This is a genomic window from Streptomyces sp. KM273126 (assembly GCF_004337435.2).
Taxonomy (GTDB): Bacteria; Actinomycetota; Actinomycetes; order Streptomycetales; family Streptomycetaceae; genus Streptomyces; species Streptomyces acidicola.
On the sequence record NZ_SJXB02000001.1, the window covers coordinates 6,363,642 to 6,384,000 of the forward strand.

The following is a 20,359-nucleotide window of genomic DNA, read 5'->3' on the forward strand; positions in this document are numbered from 1 at the left end:
ACATGCGACAGTCGCAGCCCCTGCTCCCCGCCGACCGTGGCTTCTACCTCGGTTCGATGCTCCGGGAGGCGGCCGACCGCCACGGCGGCGTCTTCGTCACCCTCGACCACCCGCTCGACGTCAACCCCGACCTCGGCGTCGACCTCAGCTACACGGTGCTGGCCGACGTGGTCGACGAACTTTCCGGCCGCCTCTGGGAGGCCGGGGTACGGCCCTCGGAGGAAGTGGTCGTCCACAAGACGGACAACGTCGACATCGTCCTGCTGACCTGCGCCGTCTCCCGCATCGGCGCCGTCCCCGTCCTCCTGTCGCCGGGGCTCGCGGGCCCGGTGGTCCGTCAGCTCCTCGAACGGCTCCGCCGCCCCTGGCTGATCACCGACAGAGCCAAACTGGAGGGCCCCCTCAAGGACGTCGAGCTCACCGACGTCGTACGGCGGACGCTGTCCGTGGACGACGCGCCCGGCGCCGAGCCACTGGAGAAGTACACGGGTGCCGCGACCCCCGCCCCAGTCCGGCTCCACCCCAGGGAGGCCTCCCTCATCACCCACAGCTCGGGCACCACCGGCGTCCCCAAGCTCGCCGTGCACTGTCCGAACACCATGTGGAACCGGCTCGTCCCACAGAAGGCCATGGGCTGGCCCACCCGCGGCGAGACCGCCGCCCTGCACATGTCGTTCGTGCACTCGCGCTTCTACCATCTCCTCGGCGTCCTGCTGCACTTCGGCAGCCCACTGGTGCTGATCACCGACCCGGCCCCGTCCTCCGTGGGCCCGATCCTCGCCCGGCACCGACCCGGCATCGTCGAGACCCACCCCAACACCTTCGTCCTGTGGGAGGAGTTGGTGGACGCGCCCGGAGCGCCGCTGTCCCGCGTCCGCAGCTACGGCTCCACCTTCGACGCGATCCACCCCCGCACCGTGCAGCGGCTCCTGGACGCCTCGCAGCGGCGCTCGCCGTGGCTCATCCAGCTGTACGGGCAGAGCGAGACGGGCCCGGTCGCCTTCCAGTGGTTCACCCGCCGCAGCGCGGCCCGCGCCGACGGCCGCCGGGTCGGCATCGGCATCCCCGGCTTCACCCGGGTACGGGTCGCGGACGGCTCCGGCCGTCGGGTCGGGCCGGGTACGGCCGGACGCATCGAGGCCCGCACCCGTGGCCGCATTCTCACTTACCTCGGCGCCCGGGACCGCTATCTGCGCCAGCTCAACGACGGCTGGTGGGAGATGGGCGACATGGGCTACCAGAGCCGCTGGGGTGCCCTGTACCTGATCGACCGTGAGATCGACCAGATCGACTCCGTGCACAGCAATCTGGAGGTCGAGGACACGCTGATGTCCCGACTGGAGGAACTGCGCGAGGTCGTCATCGTGCGGGGCGCGGACCGCGAACCCGTACCCGTGGTGTGCGTCCGCGGCGAGCAGCCCCTGGACATGGGCCGCTGGCAGGAGGCCACGGCGGACCTGCCCGCGATGGCCGAGCCGCGCCAGTGGAAGTTCGAGGACCTGCCGATGACGTCCACGTGGAAGGTGAAGCGGGTGGAGATCACCCGCATGCTCACCGAGAGCAGGGTTGGATGAGCCGGGTCCTGGTCGTCGGCGCCGGACCCGTGGGGCTGTCGGCGGCCCTCGCCCTGCGCGCCCAGGACCTGAAGGTGACACTCCTGGAGGCCGACCCCGAGGGCCGCGAACGGCCCGGCAGCCGCGCCCTGTTCGTCCACCGCGAGACCCTCGAACTCCTTGACGGCATGCGCCCGGGACTCGCCGACGAGATCACCGGCTACGGGCAGACCTGGCACACCAAACGCACCCTCTACAGGGGCCGCGAGGTGTACGCGCGCACCTTCCCGCCACCCACGGGCATCCCGCCCTTCACCAGCCTGCGCCAGGTGGACACCGAGCGGTTCCTGCTCGCCGCCTGCGAGGACGCCGGAGTGGAGTTCGTGTGGGGCGCCCGGATCGCGGGCGTGCGCGTCACGCCGGACGAGGTCGCCCTCACCGACGAGGACGGCCGTGTGTGGACCGGCACGCACGCCGCCGCCGCCGACGGCGCCCGCTCGGCCGTACGGCGCGAGCTCGGCATCGCCATGGAGGGCACCCACGGGGACGGCTTCCACGTCGTCGTGGACGTGGCCGACATCCCGGGGGCCGAGCTGCCGCTCGAACGGGTCTTCCACTACGAGCATCCGGAACTCGGCGGCCGCAGCGTGATGCGCGTACCGTTCACCGGCGGCTTCCAGGTGGACCTGCAGTGCCGCGACGACGACCGGCAGGAGGAGTACGGCACCGAGGAGGCCGTACGGCGCTGGCTGCCCGCGGTGGTGGGCGACGGCTACGACGAGCGGATCCTGTGGGTGTCGACGTACCGCTTCCTGCGCAAGGTCGCCGCCTCCTACACCGACCCGGGCCGCCGGGTGCTGCTCGTCGGCGAGGCAGCCCACCTCTTCCCGCCGTTCGGGGCGCGCGGCATGAACAGCGGCATCGCGGACGCGGCCGCCGCCGCGCATGCCGTCGCCGCAGGCACCCCCGAGGCGGTCGCCTCCTTCGCCGAACTCCGGCGCCAGGCAGGCCTGTTCAACAGCGCGGCCGCGGGCACGGCCCTGGACCACCTGCGGCCCCATCGGCGCATCGTACGCGTCAAACAGCGCGCGGCTGCGGCCCTCTCCCCCGTCGTGCCGCGGTGCGGCGCCTGGCTGGAGCACGCGCCCTACGGTCCCCGGCACGGCTCTCCGGCCGCCGCCGGCCAGAAGTACTGAGAGGAACCGCATTGACACAACCGGCCATCGCGGAGGGACTGTCGGCGTGGTCTCCCGACCGCGGTCTCACCCCCGCACCGGCGCAGGGCGGGCGGCTGCTCGTCGCGGACTCCTGGCTGCTGCGGGACGGGCGGGTGCGTGGCTTCGACCGGCACCGTGAACGCTTCCTGCGGGCCTGCGGCGAGTGCGGCGCGCCTCCCCTGCGGCGGCTCATCGAGTTCTGGCACGACATGACCGCCGCGCTGCCGCGCACGGGGGAGTGGTTCCCCCGCGTCGAACTCGTGGCCGGCTCCCTGGAGTTGCGCCTGCTGCTGCGGCACGCGCCACCGCTCGGCACGGACGTACGGGTGTGGGCGGCGGGGCAGCCCGACCCGCGCACTGTGCCGCGCCGCAAGGGGCCGGACCTGGACGCGCTGGCCCGGGTCCGGGGCCGGGCCGCCGGGGCGGACGCGGACGAGGCGGTGCTGATCGCGCCCTCCGGGGTGGTGCTGGAGGCGGCGAACTCCAGCCTGCTGTGGTGGGAGGACGACACTCTCTGCCTGCCGCCGCCGCGCCTGCCCGTCCTCGCCGGGGTCACCATGGCGCTCGTCCAGGAACGGGCGACGCGCACCGGCATCCGGGTCGCCCACCACGAGCGGACCCTGGCGGAACTGGACGGCCGTGAGGTGTGGCTCGTCAACGCCCTTCACGGAATCCGTCCCGTGCGCGCCTGGACCGGCCGCCCGCTGACCGCGGGGCCCGCCGTGCACGCCCCGGAATGGCGGCAGTGGCTGGACGACCTCATGGAGCCACTGCCGGACAACTGAATTCACGGGCACACACGGCACAAGGACGCGCCGGGCCGAAAGTGATACGGCCCGGCGCGATCAAACGTTCCCGAATATTGGGGGAATTCCCTGACCGGATATTTCTTCTTCGAAAATCAGTCGCTGGAAATCCTGTCGCTCTTCCGAAGACCAGTCTCCGGAGATCGGTCTTCGAAGATCAGTCCTTCTTCGGGACGGGCTGGTAGGCGCCCGGCACCATCCGCGTGGCGATCGCGATCCGGTTGTACGCGTTGATGACGGTGGCCGCCCAGATCAGCGCCGCGATCTGCTCGTCGTCGAACACCTCGGTGGCCTCCGCGTACACGGCGTCCGGGACGTGTCCGTCGTGCACCAGTGTCACTGCCTCGGTCAACGCCAGTGCGGCACGCTCCCGCGCGTTGAAGAACGGAGTCTCCCGCCAGGCGCTCAGGGCGTAGATCCGCTGCTCGGTCTCGCCCTTGGCGCGCGCGTCCTTGGTGTGCATGTCCAGGCAGAACGCGCAGCCGTTGATCTGCGACGCGCGAATCCTGATCAGTTCCAGGATCTCCGACTCGACCTTCGCGTCCTGGGCCGCGGAAACAGCGGCAGCATGCAGGGAGCCCATCGCTCCGGACACGGCGGGGGTGATTTTCTTGAGGGCCACACGGGACACGGAATCACTGTTGGTCATAGGGAGACTCTATCTCCGCAATGCGGTTCCCGAACGAGAAATCCAGCGAATTCCCGCAGTGTGATCCACATGACCGTGCAATCGCTTCGTCTCGGCGTGCCCCTTCGTACAACCCTCTGCCCCGACCGAGTGTCCAGCAAGCAGAAGCAGCGACCAGGCACACAGAGAGGCCGACCATGGGGGACATACGCAGACGGGGCGCCGTCGCACTCGGGATCACCGGACTGGTGGCACCGCTCACTCTCGCACTGGGCACCGCGCCCGCGCAGGCGGCGAGTTGCACCACGTCGACCGGCCCGTATCAGAAGCAGGTCGAGAAGTTCCTCGGGCGGCCCGTCGACGGCAGGCAGTCCGCCGCCGACTGCTCGGCGATCAAGGCGTTCCAGACCAAACACGGCATCACACCGAACATCGGCTACGCGGGCCCCGTGACCTGGGGCGTCATGGACCTCATGGGCAAGCAGAAGGCCGTGGGCGACAAACCCAACAAGGACGGCAAGTGCCCCGTCAACAAGGGCCGCATCGCCTGCGTCAACCTCACGCTCCAGCTCAGCTGGATCCAGGACGGCGACAAGCTCGTGTACGGACCGGTGCCGGTGCGCACCGGCCGTGACGGCTACGAGACCCGCACCGGACTGAAGAAGATCTACTGGCGGCACATCGACCACGTCTCGTCCATCTACGACGTGCCCATGCCCTACAGCCAGTTCTTCGACGGTGGCCCGGCCTTCCACTCGGCCGGCGTGAGCATGTGGAACCCGCCCGGCTCGCACGGCTGCGTCAACATGACCAAGACCGACGCCAAGAAGTACTGGTCGCTGCTGAAGAAGGGCGACGACGTCTACGTGTACGGCCGCAAGCCGGGCACCTGACGCAGTGCGGGCGCCCGGCTCGCGTGGCCGTTACGCCTCCGGGGCGTCCCCGAAGTCGGGGATGTCCAGCCTCGCACCGCCCTGCAGGGCTGACTCGTGGGCGATGATGCCCGGCAGGGTGTAGCGGGCGGCCACCCAGGCGTTCACGGACGGCAGTGTCCGTGTGTTGACCGCGGTGACGAAGTCGTCGACCAGGAAGTGATGGCTGCCCTCGTGCCCGTTGTGCAGGTTGTCGAACTCCCGCGGCAGGCGCGAGCGGTCGTGCACGGGAGCCGACCCGGAGGTGAAGGCGGCCCGGAGGTCCGGCGCTATGTGCTGGAGTGACGGGTCGTCAGGTGACAGGGTGGGCTTGGGCTCCAGCAGTTCGCTGATGTCCTTCACCCCCTTCTTGTCCTGCCACAGGGCCACCGTGGCAAGCTGCTCCATGCTGGCGTCGGTCCCGAAGAACCGGAAACGCGACTCCCGTATGTGCGAGGGATAGCCGACGCGCCGGAACTCGTTCGTACGGAACGAGCCGCCGCCCGCCACCTCGAACAGCGCGGTGGCGTTGGAGAAGTCGTTCCCGAACTGGCTGACGTCCTTGTCGAAGACACCGTCGCCGCGCCCGTCGACCACACCGATCGCGGACACGCTCACCGCGTGCGTCTGCCAGGCCCCGAGCACCCCTCCCACCGCGTGCGTCGGGTACAGCAGCGGCGGATAGCTGGCGGTCGCCTTCCAGTTCTCGCCGCCGCTGTACTGGTACGCCTCGTAGAACCCGAGGTCCATGTCGTGCACGTAGTCGCCCTCGGCGTAGAAGATCCGGCCGAAGGCGCCCTTGGCGATCTGGTTTCGGGCGTGGACGGTCGCCGGGTTGTACTGGCTGGTCTCGCCCATCATGTACGTCAGCCCGGTCGCCCTCACCGCGTCGATGATCGCCGCGATCTCCTGCGTGGTGACGGCCATGGGGACGGCGGAGTACACGTGCTTGCCCGCGTTCAGCCCCTGGAGTACCAGCGGGCCGTGCGTCCACCGCTGGGTGAAGATCGCGACCGCGTCCACCGCGTTCGACTCCAGCATGGCCTCGTACGACGGGAAGGTGCCCGTGAGGCCTTCGGCGGCGGCGAGTTGCTCGGCCCGGTCGGGGAGCAGATCGGTGACGTACAGGTCGCTGACGCCGGGGTGGGCCAGGAACAGTTTGGCGAACTGGCCCGAGAACTGTCCGGCGCCGACGATGCCGAGGGAGAACGTCATGTAAGGCGTGCCCTTCACTGGTCGAGTCACTGGTGGATCACTGATCGAGTCACTGGTCGAGGATGAGATTGATCTGGTCGTTGGTCTCGTCGAGGCTGCTCACCGGCTTGCCGGTGCCGTAGATGGCCTCCATCTCGGGCTGCATCAGCGCCGTCACGTCCGCCGCGTAATCCGTGATCGGGTAGGAGAAGGTCCGGAAGTCCTTCTTGTCGGCCACGGGTTGGGTGAAGGCGGAGACGTCGATGCCCTTCTTCTCGTAGGCGGCGACGGCGGCCTCGGTGCCGGCCGGAGTGGCCGGGAAGACGACCCCGTAGTCGCCGACGGCCTTCTGGCACTCGTCGGAGGCCAGGTAGGCCACCCACTTCCGGGCGCCGGCCTTGTTCCTGGAGGCCTTCGTGATGGAGTCGGCGAGGCCGTTCATCATCGTGGCGCGCTTGCCGCTCGGGCCGATGGGGGTGGGGGCGGACTTGATGGCCCTGCCCTTGAAGCCGTCGTACGACGAGATCATCCAGGCACCGTCGAAGGCGGCGGCGGCCCTGCCCGCGGCGACCTGGGTGTTGGCCTGGTTGGACTGGATGTTGTAGTCGGAGAACGGCGCCATGTAGCCCTTCTTCGCCAGGCCGAAGTACCACTTGATGACGGACTGGAAGGTGTTGCTGTCGTACTGGTACTTCGTGCCCCAGCGTGCCTTGTCCGTGTAGCTCCACCCGGCGGAGCCGGTGAAAGGGCTCCACTGCGTCTGGCCGTCGGCGAAGCCTCCGCCATTGGTGGCCAGCCCGTACACCTTGACGTTGTTCTTGTCGAAGCCCGGCTCGTCGCCCCGCTTTCCGTTACGGTCGACGGTGAGGTGGGCGATGGCCTTCTCGAAGGTTCCGCCGTCCTCGGGGTTCCAGGAAAGGCTGCCCAACTGCTCGGCGGTGAGACCGGCCGCCTTCGCCATCTTGTCGTTGTAGAAGAGCGCGACGGTGTCCCAGTCCTTGGGGGCGCCGTAGCGGTGGCCGTCCTGGCCGATCCAGTTGGCGGCGAGGCCCGGCTGGTAGTCGGACTCCTTGATGTCCAGGTCGTCGAGCGGTTCCAGCACCTTCAGATCGGCGAACTGGCCGAACTTCTGAATGTGGTCGGTGAACACGTCAGGCTGGGTGCCCGCGATGAAACCCGCGGTGAGCTTGGTCCAGTAGTCGCTCCAGCCCAGCTGGGTGATCCTGACCTTCAGCCCGGGGTTCTCCTTCTCGAACCCCTTGGCGCAGGCCTGGTAGGCGGGCAGCTGGTTGGCGTCCCACAGCCAGTACGTCACCGTGCTCGCGGACGCCCCCGTGGAGTCGCCCTTCGCGCAGCCGGTCAGCAGGGACAGTGTCAGCGCTCCGGCCAGCGCGGTCAGCGTACGAAGTCGCATCAGGGTTCCCTCACTTGATCCCGGTGAAGCCGATGGAGCTGACGATGCGGCGGGCGAAGCAGGCGAAGAGCACCAGCATCGGCAGCGCGGCGATCAGCGTCGCCGCCGTGAGCCCCGACCAGTCCACGCCGGTCGCCGGGGTCTGTGCCCGGAAGATCGCCAGTGCCACGGTCAGCACGCGCGAACTGTCGCTGTACGAGACCATCAGCGGCCAGAAGTAGTCGTTCCAGGAGGTGATGTACGTCAGTACGGACAGCGTGATGATCGGCGTCGACGCCATCGGCAGGATCACCCGGAAGAAGATCTTGACCTTCCCCGCTCCGTCGAGCAGAGCGGCCTCCTCGACCTCCCGGGGGATGTTCATGAAGAACTGCCGCAGGAAGAACACCGCGAACGGCGTCATGAAGAGGGTGGGCAGCGCGATACCCAACAGCGTGTCCACCAGGTGGAGTTGCTTGATGAGCACGAAGTTCGGCAGCAGGGTGAAGATGGTCGGCACCATCAGTCCGGCCAGGAACATGCCGAACACCGTGTCCCGGCCGCGCCAGTTGAGTCGTGCGAAGGCGTAGGCGGCCATCGCGGAGAAGAAGATCTGGCAGCCGGTGATCAGGGTCGAGACGATCACCGAGTTCAGCAGATAGCGCCAGAAGTCGAGCCCGCCGCCCGCGCCGCCCTCCGCGATGGCTTCCTTCGTCGACTGCAGCCCGAGGGCCCGCTCGAAGCCACTGCCGGTGACGTCGACCGGGAGGGGGCTGGTGGGGTCGGCGCTCAGGCCCGCGTTGGTGGAGAGCGCGGTGCGCAGGATCCAGTAGAACGGCAGCAGGGTGATGAGGACGATGAGCCCCATCACGGCCCAGGCGGCGGCCCGCCCGGGGGAGAACCTGCGCCTGACGGGTCGTACGGCCGGCGGTGTTGTCGTCGCGGCGGTCATGGCAGCCATGTCGGTGTCTCCCTTCCGTCAGCCGAGGTCGGACTGGCCGGCCCGGGTGAGCCGGTACTGCAGGACGGTGATCGCGCTGAGTACGACCAGCAGCGCGACGGACATCGCCGAGGCGTAGCCGAACTGGAAGCGGCCGAAGGCGGATCCGTAGATGTAGTACTGGAGGACGTTGGTCGCGTTCGCGGGACCGCCCGCGGTGGTGACCGCGACGGTGTCGAACACCTGGAACGACCCGATCACGGTCATGATCAGCACGACGGCGAGCACCGGCCGCAGCAACGGCATGGTGATCCGCCAGAACATCCGCCACTCGCTCGCGCCGTCGACCTTGGCCGCCTCGTACATGCCGTTCGGGATCGCCTGGAGACCCGCGAAGAGCAGGAGGGCGGTGTAGCCGACGTGACGCCACACGTTGATCAGGGCGATGGTGGGGATCGCCCAGGTCTCGTCGGCGAGGAAGGGGATGCGGTCGAGTCCGATGGCGCCGATGATCTCGTTGCCGATGCCGAGCTGGGTGTCGAGGATCCACAGCCAGACCAGGCCGGCGACGACGTTCGACATCAGATACGGGGTGAGGACGATGCCCCGCAGCACGGCCGACTGGGTCAGCCGCTGGAGCAGGACGGCGATGGCGAGCGCCGACACCGTCTGGATGCCGATGTTGATGACGACGTACTCGACGGTGACCTTCAACGAGTCCCAGAAGATCGGGTCGTTGACCATGCGGACGTAGTTGTCGAGCCCCACCCACTCCGCCGGGGTCAGCAGGTTGAAGCGGGTGAAGCTCAGATAGATGCCGCGGAGCGTCGGCCAGAGCAGGAACACCAGGAAGCCCAGCAACGCCGGAGCGATGAAGACGGCCGCGAGGGCCCCGTCACCGCCGGGGCGGGCCCTCGCCTTCCGGGAGGGCGCCACGGCCTCGGCACCGCTCAGTGGTAGGCGTGATGGTGGACTGCTGGAGGCGACGGTCATCGGGGGGACTCCCTCATCGGCGGCTCGTCCTCAGGCCATTTACTTTTGAGGCGGAATAATTGTGGCGTCAAGAGGCCTGCAGGCATCTTTTCGATGGGAGAGATCCAGACATAGACTGTGGCCGTTACTTCCGCAGTGAAAGAAATCTTGGGTTGGGGGGAGTCCGACGTCCATGACCACACGGACCGCCAGTTGGCTGCCGCTCAGTACGGGTGAACGCGCGGTGGCGCTCGAGGTGCTCGTACACGGCCCGCTGTCCCGCGCCGAGATCGCCCGGCGGCTCAGCCTCTCGGCGGGAAGCCTCACCCGGCTGACCAAGCCACTGCTCGAATCGGGCCTCCTCGTCGAGGTTCCCGAGGGCGCCGCGCTCGCCGGGGTACGGCAAGGGCGCCCCTCCCAGCCGCTCGACATCGTCGCCGAGTCCCGCACCTTCGTGGGCTTCAAGATCACCGAGGACATGGTCTACGGCGTCGTCACCACACTCCGGAGCGAGATCGTCGCCCGCTACGACCGCCCGCTCACCACGCACGACCCGGACCGCGTCGCCGACCAACTGGGCGAGATGATCGCCGAGCTGGCACGCGCGCACCACGGTCTCGCCGGTGTCGGCATCGGGGTGGGCGGCCTGGTCCGGGACAGCGCCGTGGTCGGGGAGTCCCCGTTCCTGTCGTGGCGCGACGTACGCCTGGCCGAACTCGTCGAGGAGCGGACCGGGCTGCCGGTCGTCGTCGAGAACGACGTCGGCGGGCTGGTCGAGTCCGAGATCTGGTTCGGCGGCGGGCGCGGACTGGAGCGCTTCGTCGTCCTCACCATCGGCGCGGGCATCGGCTACGGACTCGTCCTCGGTGGCAGGCGGGTGCCCTGCGCCGAGGAGGACCGCGAGTTCGGCCGCCACTGGATCGTCAACCCCAACGGCCCGCTCACCCCCGAAGGTGTACGCGGCAGCGCGGTCTCCCTGCTGACCATCCCCAGCATCCGCTACCAGATCCGGGCCGCCACCGGCCGTGACCTGACGTACGAGGAGATCCTCGACGCGGCCGCCGCGGGCGAGCCCATGCCCGCACGCGTCATCGACGAGGCGGCGCGCGCCCTGGGCACACTGGTCGCCCAGATCTCCAACTTCGTCATGCCGCAGAAGATCGTGCTCGCCGGCGAGGGCGTCGGCCTGATCGACGTCGCCGGCGACGCGGTGTGGGAGACCATCCGTGCCCACCGTCATCCGCTCGCCGAACCGGTCCCCCTGGAGACCAAGGTGTCGGACTTCCACGACTGGGCGCGCGGGGCCGCGGTGCTGGCGATCCAGGTGCTGGTGCTCGGCACGGACCAGGGCGGCGGTGCGAACGCAGAGTGAGGAGCTTCACGTTCCGTAATGCCCGAAGCGTCGGCTTTACTCACATCGGCTTCACGTGTGACCACGTATGGTTCACGCCATGTCCACCAGTGCTGAAGTAGTCCTGGAAAGACCGGAAAGAACCGCATCCCAGGTCAACGAGGAGATCCGGGCCCTGTGGTCCCGGAGCGGCGGCACACTCAACGGGGAACAGCGGCGCGACTACCAGCGCCTGGTGAGGGAGTGGGCCGCGGCTTCTCCTGGGTCGGCTGCCTGAGCGCGAACCGTAGGGGCGCGGGGCTGTGACATTTGGGCTCCGCCGCGTGGGTGCGACCAGCCACAGAGGACCCGCAGACGGCAGCGGACCCCGCTCGGCAGACGAGGCCCGAAAGCACAGCAAGTCATCCCCAGCTACGCGCATACTGCCGACGGTAAGCGTTCCTCTCCTGTTCCGTACGGATGTACCTCGTGGCGACCAGCGCCACCAGACTCCCCGCGATGACCAGCAACCCCGGCCCCACGTTCCGCGGGTTCGTGAGCTGCTCCACCAGTGAGGTCACCGCTTCCGACGGCTCCACGGGCTGCACCGCACCCGGCTGCGCCGCCCCGGGCTCCACGGCCCCGTCTGCCGCCCCCGCCGACGGCGAGGCCTGATCCGCGGGAGTGTCGGACACCCCGGCCAACGTCACGTTCAGTGCGGTGAGCGCCTTGGTGAGCGGCTGGAAGAACGTCGTGCCGCCGGACTTGCAGTCCCCGTTGCCGCCGGACGTCACTCCCAGAGCGACACTCTCGGAGAAGAGCGGGCCGCCGCTGTCGCCCGGCTCGGCGCACACCGTGGTCTCGATCAGCCCGGTGACCGTGCCCTCCGGGTAGTTCACCGTCGCGTTGAGCGCGGTCACCTCGCCCTCGGCCAGCCCGCTGGTGCTGCCGCTGCGGAACACCTTCTGGCCGACCGTGGCATCGGCCACCGACGTGATGCGCACACCGCGCCCCTCGCCGATGGCCACCACGTTGGAGTCCTCACTCTCGTCCTCGTTGTCGTACTGCACGAGGGAGAAGTCGGCACCCGGGAAGTTCGACGTGATGGTCCGGCCGACCTGCCGGTTGCCCTGAGTGTCGCCGAACCACACGGAACCCGCCGGCCCGCAGTGCCCGGCCGTGAGCATGAACCTGCTCTGCCCGTTCGTCACGTTGAAGCCCACCGAGCAGCGCCCGCTGGTCGAGAAGATCGGCTGGGCGCCGTTGAGCCGGGTGGTGAACGTGCCCTCGGTGCGCTCCATCCGCACCGAGCCGCCGATCTTCTCGGCCATGCGGGTCATACGCGACCAGGCGTCCTTGGAGACCGTCTTGTCGGCGCGCACCACGACCTCGTTGGACGAGGGGTCGATGGCCCACGAGGTGCCTGCCACCCGTGGCGCCGAACGCAGCTCCTTCGTCGCGGAGTTGAGGTCTTCCATGCTGTAACGCACCTTCTTCGGGCGCGCCCCCGCGGCCTTCACCTCGGCCGCCGCCTCCTCGTCGGTGACCGCGACGACCGGCTCTCCGTCGGACCCGATCCACGAGCCCGCCGTGCGGGAGTCGCCGAGTTCGGACACCAGTCCCGAGCCGGTGTCGGCCACGGTGCGGGCTGTGCTCGTCGGGGGAGAGGTCGCGGTGGCCGGTGGTTCGCTCGCCATGGCCTGCGTGACCATCAGTCCTCCGCAGAGCAGTCCGCCGACTGCCGCCAGCCGTGCCACTCGCCGGACGACCCGTCGTCGTGCGTGCCTCATTCCATGGCTCCCGAACACCGAACCGCACGGCGTCAACCACCGCCAGGACCCCCGTCGTTGAGCGCCCTTCCCTCATACGTGCAGCATGGCCCGTGTGTTCACCACGCGGCGTCGACGTATCCCATCGACCGGTTCATGGCGATCGCGCTCACGTTCAGCGGATGGTGGACCGTACGGACCGTGCTCACCCCGCAGATCCCGGGGAACCCGATGCCGTACGTCTTCATCGCCACCGAGATGCCCCGCCCGCGGTAGGGGGCCCGCACCCCGGTCATCTCGTTGAAGACGAACCCCGAGGCCCGCTGGTCCGACGACGCGGCCATCCCGATCCAGGCTTCGCCGTCGAGGGCGAGCACGACACCGCGCGGATCGAAGCCGGGCGCCTCGAAGCGCCGCCGGTGGTACTCGTCGTAGGTGTGGAACTCGCCGCGCTGCGGGATGTCCGCCGAGCACTCCTTGTTGAGCTCGTACAGGGCGCGCCGGTGCTCCGGGGTGTCGCCGAGCTCGGACAGCGTGGTCAGCCGGATACCGGAGGTGCGGCACGTGTCGACGTACGGCTGGAAGCGCGCCAGGTCGAAGGCGTCGACGTCCAGTTGGAGCTTCGCCCACGCGATCGCTGTCGTCGACTGGGAGGGGCGCTGGGAGATGTCGGGGGTCTGCGTCACGGGCTGGGCTCCTGTGGTTCCTGTGTACTGCGGATGTCAACGCGCAATGTAGAGGGGCGCGTTGGGATCCGGAGGCACTCCGGGGATCTTCACAGGTGCTTGAGCCGGGGTCCGGCCGCTGCCGGCGGCCGGGGCGAGCACGGCCCAGCTGCGGTCGTCGCCCCACACGGAGTACGGGTCGACGTACGGGCGCAGGAGCGTGGTGAGCCGGGCGTCGTCGTGGCCGCCCCGCTCGTCGGAGGCGATCTTGCGTGCGATGCCGGCGAGGAAGTCGGCGAGCTGTACCCGTGGATCCGAACGCGCGGCGACGAGCCGCAGCCCGGCGAGGTCGGCCGTCTTCTTCAGCCAGGCGATGCGCTCCTCGGTGAGCATGTTCTGCCGGTCGTGCACGAGCGAGACGGGCCGGCCCTCACCGGTCCAGTGGGCCGCCGTACGCACAATGGCCGGAAGCAGAGGATTGAGCACGGGGAAAACGGCGGGTGTTTCGGCGATCCGCGCCCGATAGGCGTCGGCACGGGAACGGGCCGCGAGGAGAGCGGCCAGAATGTCCCCCAGCCCGTTTCCGCTCCCGTCACCGGAATACGTCCAGGACAGCGCGCCGACCAGGTGGAAGAAGGCATCGACCGGGGCGCCCGCCTCTCCGCTGTTCCGCACCCGCAGCAGGCTGTTCGAGGATTCCAGAAAGGCCCGCCACTGCTCGTCGCCGAACGCGTTCCGGCCCTCCCGGTAGAGGGTGACGGCCGCCGTTCCCGCCTCCCCGAGGAGCAGGTCGACCATGCGGTCCACCACGAAGAACGGCTTCTCCGTCAGGTGCACATGGGCATGTCCGTACAGCGGGCCGTCGGTGTCGAGCAGCCACTCCAGAACCGCCCGGTGTTTCTCCCGCAGCAGATGGTTCGCCTTGTACTCCTCGGCGGGGGACCGAATCCGGTCGCGTATCACCTGGACGGAATGTGCGGCGAATTCGACGGGCAGATGCACGCTCGCGTGCGCGAACACATCCGTGTTTCCACTGGTGAGGTTCTCGCCGTCCGATCCCGATTCGTCGCAGGCGATTTCGAGGGGTCGCCCGCCGGGAACGGCCCGCACCGGGTCCGTGCGCACATGAGCCACGGCTCTGCCCCCTGCCTGTCCGCCGAAAACATCATCGCGCACCAGTTGAAGCCTGGCGAGGCAATTACCGTCCCCGCCCGGCCGGGGGACGCCTTCTCCGTCTGATGCACAAGGCGCCGTCTACCAATCGGTAACTTTCGCGTCGGCTCCGCGCCGCCGATGGACATGACCATGACGATCGCGGCGACGGTGGGACCCCCGCCGCCGCTTCACCCCCGAGAACCATCGGCGCCACGGGATCCGCCGCCGCGGCCCCTGCCGAAGCCACGGCGAGCGTGGCCGCGGCCCAGGCCGCCGCCGAGGCCGACCACGACACCTGGCAGCGCGACGTCAAGGCCGTCATCGGCCAGATCAGGCCCTACATCCAGCAGCACACCCAGGACACCGAGGGAAAGAAACGCGCCGTCGTCCTCGACACCGACAACACCACGCTGGAGACCGACTTCCACCCCTGGTACCGCCCGGCCGGGCATCATCGAGAGCCTCACCGAGTGGAACCTCAAGACCGTCGGCTACCCCGTCTCCGGTCTCTACGCGCGCGATCTCCCTGACCTGTTCGAAGAGGTCAGCGCCTACAAGACCAGCAAGCGCGCCGGCGGCCAGTTGTCCTGACGGCCGACACGACCGGACGGGCCGGGTGATCTCCCGGCCCGCCTACACTCCCGTCATGGACGAGACAACGCTGGACGCGCTGGGCGCGGGCAAGTACGTGCTGATCACCAGCTACCGAAAGAACGGAACGCCCGTCGCGACACCGGTGTGGGTGGTGCGGGACGGAGAGACGCTCGGCGTCTGGACGGTCGAGGACTCCTGGAAGGTCAAGCGGATCCGCAACCGTGCCGACATCCTCGTGGGCCCCTGCGACCTGCGGGGCAACCCGACCGGCGAACAGGTTCCCGGCCGGGCCGAGATCGTCGACTCGCCCACGGCCGAGCACTACCGCCGGCTACTCGCCCGCAAGTACGGACTCGTCGGCCGCCTCGTCCTCCTGGGCAGCCGTGTGCGCCGCGGCAAGGAGGGCACGGTCGGGCTGCGTGTCTCGCTGACGCCCTGAGGTTCCCGCAACTGGACGGTGAGCGGCCGCGCTTGGGAGTATGCCACTGGTACTTCCAACGTCAACAACGGCTCGCTCCAAGGAGGTTGTCGGGTGTCGCAGGATTGGTCCGCCCCTGACACAGCAGCGTTAGCGAAGATCGACTCGACGGTGCCGCATTCGGCCCGGATCTGGAACTACTGGCTGGGCGGCAAGGACAACTACCCCGTCGACCACGAAGCGGGCGACGCCTTCATCAAGATGTTCCCCGGCATCACCGACCTGGCCCGCGACTCACGAGCGTTCCTCGGCCGCGCCGTCCGCCACCTGGCCGGCGGGGCCGGCATCCGCCAGTTCCTCGACATCGGCACCGGGCTGCCGACGGCGGACAACACCCATGACATAGCCCAGCAGGTGGCACCCACCGCCCGCGTCGTCTACGTCGACAACGACCCCTTGGTGCTCGCCCACGCCCACGCACTGCTCACCAGCACGCCCGAGGGCGTGACCGACTACATCGATGCCGATCTGCACGACCCCGACACGGTGCTGCGGGAAGCCGCCAAGACGCTGGACCTCTCCCAGCCGGTCGCCCTCACCCTGATGCAGGTCAGCGGACACATCGCCGACTACGACCAGGCACGCGCCATCGTCGGCACGCTGATGGGCGCACTGCCGTCGGGCAGCTACTTCGCGTTCAACGACAGCGTCGACACCAATGAGGGGAACGCCGAGGCGACCCGGCTCTACAACGAGACCGGCGCGGCCGCCTACTACCTGCGCAGCCCGCAGCAGCTCGCCGGCTTCTTCGACGGCCTGGACCTGCTGGCCCCCGGCGTCGTCCCCATCACCGACTGGCGCCCCGACCCCGGAACCGCCCCCGCCCAGGGCGAGGTGATCGCCCTGGGCGGCGTCGCCCGCAAACCCTGAGGACGACGCCCCCACCCTGGACCCGCGGCCCGGGGACGGCACCCGAACGGGTGCCGTCCCCGGGCCGCGCGAGTGTTTCCCGGAGCCGGGGCACTCGCCCCACCTCTCCACGGCAAGGCATGACGTGTGCCGAGCCGGTCACGACGGGCAGGAGGAGGCGATCCGTGGAGCGCGAGCACTATGAGGAGTCCGCACGCCGAGTCCTGGACCCGACGTGACGGCGGAACCCCGGTCCCCGGCCCCGCAGCCGGCATCGGCCGACGCCACGCGTCCCGGTGAGCGTCTCGCCGACTCCGTCGACGCCCGGCTGCCGGTGCTCGACGGCGCCGGCGGGCTGCTGCGCAAGGCCTTCCCCCATCACTGGTCGTTCTTCCTGGGCGAGATCGCGCTCTACAGCCTGGTCGTCCTGGTGCTCACGGGCGTCTATCTGACGTTCTTCTTCAAGCCGAGCATGGGGCAGGTGATCTACGACGGCAGCTATGCGCCCCTGCGCGGCGTGCCGATGTCGGAGGCCTTCGACTCGACCCTGTCCATCAGCTTCGACATCCGCGGTGGCCTCCTCATCCGGCAGACGCATCACTGGGCGGCACTCGTCTTCGTCGCCGCGATCGGTCTGCATCTGCTGCGGATCTTCTTCACCGGCGCCTTCCGCCGGCCCCGGGAGGCGAACTGGGTCATCGGCGTCACCCTGTTCATGCTCTCCCTCGCCGAGGGCTTCGCGGGCTACTCACTCCCCGACGACCTGCTGTCCGGCACGGGGCTCCGCATCGCGCAGGGCATCATGCTGTCGATCCCGGTCGTGGGCACCTACGTGAGCATGTTCGCGTTCGGCGGCCAGTTCCCCGGCGAGGAGATCGTCCCCAGGCTCTACAGTCTGCACATCCTGCTGCTGCCCGGGGCCCTGATCGGCCTGGTCACGGTGCACCTGATCCTGGTGGTCCACCTGAAGCACACCCAGTGGCTGGGCCCCGGCAGGTCGAATCGTAACGCCGTCGGCAAACCCTTCTTCCCGCAGTTCATGGCCTCCTCCGGCGGCCTGTTCTTCACCGCCTTCGGCGTGCTCACGCTGCTCGGCGGGCTCGCCCAGATCAACCCGGTGTGGGTGTACGGGCCCTACCGGCCGGACATCGCGTCGACCGGTTCCCAGCCCGACTGGTACGTGGGGTTCCTGGAGGGCGCTCTGCGGCTCGTGCCGCCCTGGGAGACCAACCTCGCCGGACACACCCTCATGTGGAACGTGCTCCTTCCGGCGATCGTCCTGCCCGGACTGCTCTTCCTCGTCCTGTACCTGTACCCGTTCGCCGAGCAGTGGCTGACCGGGGAGTGGCACCAGGAGCACCACCTGTGCGACCGGCCGAGGGAACGTCCCGTCCGCACCGGCCTCGGCGCCGCCGGCGTCACCTTCTACGGCGTCCTGCTGCTGGCCGGCGGCAATGACATCGCGGCGGCGACGTTCCGTATCTCGATCAACACGCTGACCTGGGTGCTGCGCATCGCCCTCGTGGTGGCGCCCATCCTCGCCTTCCTGATCGCGCGGCGGCTCTGCCACGGCCTGCTGGACGCCGAACGCGAGCGCTTGGAGAAGGGGGACGAGACCGGCGAGGTGCGGCAGACCCTGGAGGGCGGGTACGAGAGCGGGCACCGGCCCGTCGACACGTTCCGCCCCGGGGCGCCCAGCTTTCCGCTCACTCCTGGCGATGGACGTACTGGAACACCATCCCGAGAACACCCCGAGCCAGCACGCCGAAACCAATGAGGAACAGCCACAGCCCGTAGACCACACCCGTGGCCGCGATCGCGGCTCCGACAGCCGTGACCAGCGGCCAGGCGCTCTTCGGTGGGAAGAACTCCAGCGGGCCGCTGGCATCGGCGACCTCCGCGTCACGGCGGTCCTGCGGGCGCCGCCCCTTGCGCCGGTACTGCACCGTGCAGAAGAAACTCACCACGCCGCCCATCAGAAAGGCGATCACCAGTGCCGCCGTCCCGGTCGGATCGCCCGACCACCAGCCGTACAGTCCGGCGGTGACCGCGAAGAACGCGGCGACGCCACCGAAGAGGAACGCCTCGACCTTCATCGCAGCCCCTCCTCCTGCGCCTGCCTGACGATCTCGGGATGGTGCAGGTCGAACGCGGGCGACTCCGACCGTACGCGGGGCAGCGCGACGAAGTTGTGGCGGGGCGGCGGACACGACGTCGCCCACTCCAGGGCGCGCCCGTACCCCCACGGGTCGTCCTCGGTCACGGGCTCGCCGTACCGGGAGGTGCGCCAGACGTTGTACAGGAACGGCAGCGTGGAGATGCCGAGCAGGAAGGCGCCCAGGGACGACAGTGTGTTGAGGAGCGTGAAACCGTCGGCCGGCAGATAGTCCGCGTACCTGCGCGGCATGCCCTGCTCGCCCAGCCAGTGCTGCACCAGGAAGGTCAGCTGGAAGCCGGGGAACAGCAGCCAGTAGTGCACCTTGCCGAGCCGCTCGTCGAGCATCTTCCCCGTGATCTTCGGCCACCAGAAGTAGAACCCGGCGAACATCGCGAAGACGACCGTGCCGAACAGCACGTAGTGCAGATGGGCGACGATGAAGTACGAGTCGGTGAGATGGAAGTCCAGCGGAGGCGACGCGATCAGCACCCCGTTCAGGCCCCCGAGCAGGAACGTCACCAGGAAGCCCAGAGACCACAGCATCGGCGTCTCGAACGACAGCGACCCCTTGTGAAGGGTGCCGATCCACGCGAAGAACTTGATCCCGGTGGGCACCGCGATCAGGAACGACATGACGGAGAAGAACGGCAGCAACACCGCACCGGTGGCGAACATATGGTGCGCCCACACGACCGCCGACAGCATGGTGATCGCGATGGTCGCACCGATCAGCGGCAGATACCCGAACAGCGGCTTGCGCGAGAACACCGGCAGGATCTCCGAGATGACCCCGAAGAACGGCAGCGCGACGATGTACACCTCCGGGTGACCGAAGAACCAGAACAGGTGCTGCCACAGGATGGCCCCGCCGTTCGCCGCGTCGAAGACGTGCGCCCCGAACTTGCGGTCCGCCTCCAGCACGAGCAGTGTGGCCGTCAGCACCGGGAACGCCGGCAGTACCAGGATCGATGTGAAGAGGATGTTCCAGGTGAAGATGGGCATCCGGAACATCGTCATACCGGGAGCCCGCAGACACAGGATCGTGGTGATGAAGTTGACCGCGCCGAGCGTCGTCGACACACCCGTCACCACCAGGCCCATCACCCACAGATCACCGCCCGCCCCCGGGGAGCGGTAGGCGCTGTTCAGCGGCGCGTACGCGAACCAGCCGAACGCCGCGGCACCACCCGGTACCAGGAAGCCCGCGACGACCATCAGCCCGCCGAAGAGGTACAGCCAGTACGACAGGGCGTTGAGGCGGGGGAACGCGACGTCCGGAGCGCCGATCTGCAGCGGCATCACCGCGTTCGCGAACCCGGCGAACATCGGTGTCGCGAAGAGCAGCATCATGATCGTGCCGTGAATCGTGAACAGCTGGTTGTACGTCTGCTCGTTCATGAACTGCAGCCCGGGGCTCATGAGTTCGGCCCGCATCGCGATGGCCAGCAGTCCGGCGAACAGGAAGAAGCAGAAGGCCGTGACCATGTAGAGGCGGGCGATCACCTTGTGATCGGTCGTGGTGGCCAGGCGCAGGAGCGTGTGGCCGAGAGGGGTGGTCGGGGCGGTCCGGCGGCGGGCTGCGCCGACGCGCTCTGACAGTTCGGTCATCGTTCTCCTCCACGCGGCCCGCGCCGGGGCCGCGAGTGCCGTGACCCTTCGGAAGGAAACCGGCGGCCACCGGGCCCGGGAGCGGCGTGGCGACGCTATCGCCGACCCCGGGGAAACCCGCCCGCGCCACGCCCCCGTG

Annotated in this window: 20 protein-coding genes; 10 read left to right on the plus strand and 10 right to left on the minus strand. The window is 68.9% G+C overall.

The features are described 5' to 3' along the window. Positions 1–2 precede the first annotated feature (2 nt). Genes E0500_RS27200 through E0500_RS27210 form a run of 3 tightly spaced genes read left to right on the plus strand, consistent with a single transcriptional unit; the run spans position 3 to position 3,555 of the window. Positions 3–1,574 (plus strand): class I adenylate-forming enzyme family protein, encoded by a 1,572-nt coding sequence (locus E0500_RS27200; RefSeq protein ID WP_131557511.1) that lies wholly within the window; start codon positions 3–5, stop codon positions 1,572–1,574. After that, positions 1,571–2,749 carry an FAD-dependent oxidoreductase gene (locus E0500_RS27205; RefSeq protein WP_131557509.1) on the plus strand — a complete coding sequence of 393 codons (1,179 nt, stop codon included), beginning with the start codon at positions 1,571–1,573 and terminating at the stop codon, positions 2,747–2,749. Before E0500_RS27200 ends, E0500_RS27205 begins: the two co-directional genes overlap by 4 nt. Before the next feature lie 11 nt (positions 2,750–2,760). After that, a complete protein-coding gene (locus E0500_RS27210) occupies positions 2,761–3,555 on the plus strand; it encodes an aminotransferase class IV (RefSeq protein WP_131557507.1) in 795 nt (264 codons plus the stop codon). Between the two features lie 178 nt (positions 3,556–3,733). Here E0500_RS27210 and E0500_RS27215 read toward each other — a convergent pair whose 3' ends face one another. Then, a complete protein-coding gene (locus E0500_RS27215; protein WP_131557505.1) occupies positions 3,734–4,225 on the minus strand; it encodes a carboxymuconolactone decarboxylase family protein in 492 nt (163 codons plus the stop codon). A 176-nt stretch (positions 4,226–4,401) separates the two neighbouring features. Here E0500_RS27215 and E0500_RS27220 point away from each other — a divergent pair, with 176 nt between their 5' ends. Continuing rightward, the gene (locus tag E0500_RS27220; RefSeq protein WP_181587146.1) at positions 4,402–5,097 is read left to right on the plus strand and encodes a L,D-transpeptidase family protein; all 696 of its coding nucleotides are present in this window, start codon (positions 4,402–4,404) and stop codon (positions 5,095–5,097) included. Between the two features lie 30 nt (positions 5,098–5,127). Here the strand turns inward: E0500_RS27220 and E0500_RS27225 are convergent, their stop codons facing one another. From E0500_RS27225 to E0500_RS27240, 4 genes are read right to left on the minus strand one after another with little or no spacing between them, the layout of a single operon-like run. Continuing rightward, positions 5,128–6,330, minus strand: coding sequence for a Gfo/Idh/MocA family protein (locus E0500_RS27225; RefSeq protein WP_131557501.1), 1,203 nt, complete (start codon positions 6,328–6,330; stop codon positions 5,128–5,130). 49 nt (positions 6,331–6,379) lie between these two features. Further along, positions 6,380–7,723: a sugar ABC transporter substrate-binding protein gene (locus tag E0500_RS27230; protein ID WP_131557499.1), complete on the minus strand. Its 1,344-nt coding sequence runs from the start codon at positions 7,721–7,723 to the stop codon at positions 6,380–6,382. A gap of 10 nt (positions 7,724–7,733) precedes the next feature. Beyond that, the gene (locus E0500_RS27235) at positions 7,734–8,663 is read right to left on the minus strand and encodes a carbohydrate ABC transporter permease (RefSeq protein ID WP_181587147.1); all 930 of its coding nucleotides are present in this window, start codon (positions 8,661–8,663) and stop codon (positions 7,734–7,736) included. A gap of 18 nt (positions 8,664–8,681) precedes the next feature. Further along, the gene (locus tag E0500_RS27240) at positions 8,682–9,635 is read right to left on the minus strand and encodes a carbohydrate ABC transporter permease (protein ID WP_131557497.1); all 954 of its coding nucleotides are present in this window, start codon (positions 9,633–9,635) and stop codon (positions 8,682–8,684) included. Between the two features lie 172 nt (positions 9,636–9,807). Between E0500_RS27240 and E0500_RS27245 the strand changes: the two genes are divergently transcribed. Together E0500_RS27245 and E0500_RS44225 are read left to right on the plus strand one after the other, a co-directional pair. Further along, complete coding sequence (locus tag E0500_RS27245) at positions 9,808–10,986, plus strand: ROK family transcriptional regulator (RefSeq protein ID WP_131557496.1); 1,179 nt, start codon at positions 9,808–9,810, stop codon at positions 10,984–10,986. 67 nt (positions 10,987–11,053) lie between these two features. Continuing rightward, positions 11,054–11,242, plus strand: coding sequence for a hypothetical protein (locus tag E0500_RS44225; RefSeq protein WP_258572950.1), 189 nt, complete (start codon positions 11,054–11,056; stop codon positions 11,240–11,242). Between the two features lie 124 nt (positions 11,243–11,366). Here the strand turns inward: E0500_RS44225 and E0500_RS27250 are convergent, their stop codons facing one another. From E0500_RS27250 to E0500_RS27260, 3 genes are all read right to left on the minus strand, one after another. Next, positions 11,367–12,734, minus strand: a complete 1,368-nt coding sequence (locus E0500_RS27250) for a S1 family peptidase (protein WP_131557495.1) — start codon at positions 12,732–12,734, stop codon at positions 11,367–11,369. Positions 12,735–12,832: 98 nt separating this feature from the next. Beyond that, complete coding sequence (locus tag E0500_RS44230; protein WP_309505154.1) at positions 12,833–13,399, minus strand: GNAT family N-acetyltransferase; 567 nt, start codon at positions 13,397–13,399, stop codon at positions 12,833–12,835. Between the two features lie 36 nt (positions 13,400–13,435). Then, a complete protein-coding gene (locus E0500_RS27260; protein WP_309505155.1) occupies positions 13,436–14,512 on the minus strand; it encodes a hypothetical protein in 1,077 nt (358 codons plus the stop codon). 275 nt (positions 14,513–14,787) lie between these two features. On the opposite strand from E0500_RS27260, the gene E0500_RS27265 reads away from it, so the two are divergent. From E0500_RS27265 to E0500_RS27280, 4 genes are all read left to right on the plus strand, one after another. After that, the gene (locus tag E0500_RS27265) at positions 14,788–15,063 is read left to right on the plus strand and encodes a hypothetical protein (protein WP_399119952.1); all 276 of its coding nucleotides are present in this window, start codon (positions 14,788–14,790) and stop codon (positions 15,061–15,063) included. A gap of 116 nt (positions 15,064–15,179) precedes the next feature. Then, the gene (locus E0500_RS27270; protein WP_131557494.1) at positions 15,180–15,566 is read left to right on the plus strand and encodes a PPOX class F420-dependent oxidoreductase; all 387 of its coding nucleotides are present in this window, start codon (positions 15,180–15,182) and stop codon (positions 15,564–15,566) included. A gap of 93 nt (positions 15,567–15,659) precedes the next feature. Next, a complete protein-coding gene (locus tag E0500_RS27275; protein ID WP_131557493.1) occupies positions 15,660–16,475 on the plus strand; it encodes an SAM-dependent methyltransferase in 816 nt (271 codons plus the stop codon). Positions 16,476–16,689: 214 nt separating this feature from the next. After that, complete coding sequence (locus tag E0500_RS27280) at positions 16,690–18,231, plus strand: ubiquinol-cytochrome c reductase cytochrome b subunit (RefSeq protein WP_131557492.1); 1,542 nt, start codon at positions 16,690–16,692, stop codon at positions 18,229–18,231. Here the strand turns inward: E0500_RS27280 and E0500_RS27285 are convergent. Beyond that, positions 18,161–18,550 carry a cytochrome c oxidase subunit 4 gene (locus tag E0500_RS27285; RefSeq protein WP_131557491.1) on the minus strand — a complete coding sequence of 130 codons (390 nt, stop codon included), beginning with the start codon at positions 18,548–18,550 and terminating at the stop codon, positions 18,161–18,163. The two genes, E0500_RS27280 and E0500_RS27285, sit on opposite strands and share 71 nt — an antisense overlap. Beyond that, positions 18,547–20,220, minus strand: coding sequence for a cytochrome c oxidase subunit I (gene ctaD / locus E0500_RS27290; RefSeq protein ID WP_131557490.1), 1,674 nt, complete (start codon positions 20,218–20,220; stop codon positions 18,547–18,549). The genes E0500_RS27285 and ctaD overlap by 4 nt, the downstream gene beginning before the upstream one ends. Positions 20,221–20,359: the final 139 nt, after the last annotated feature.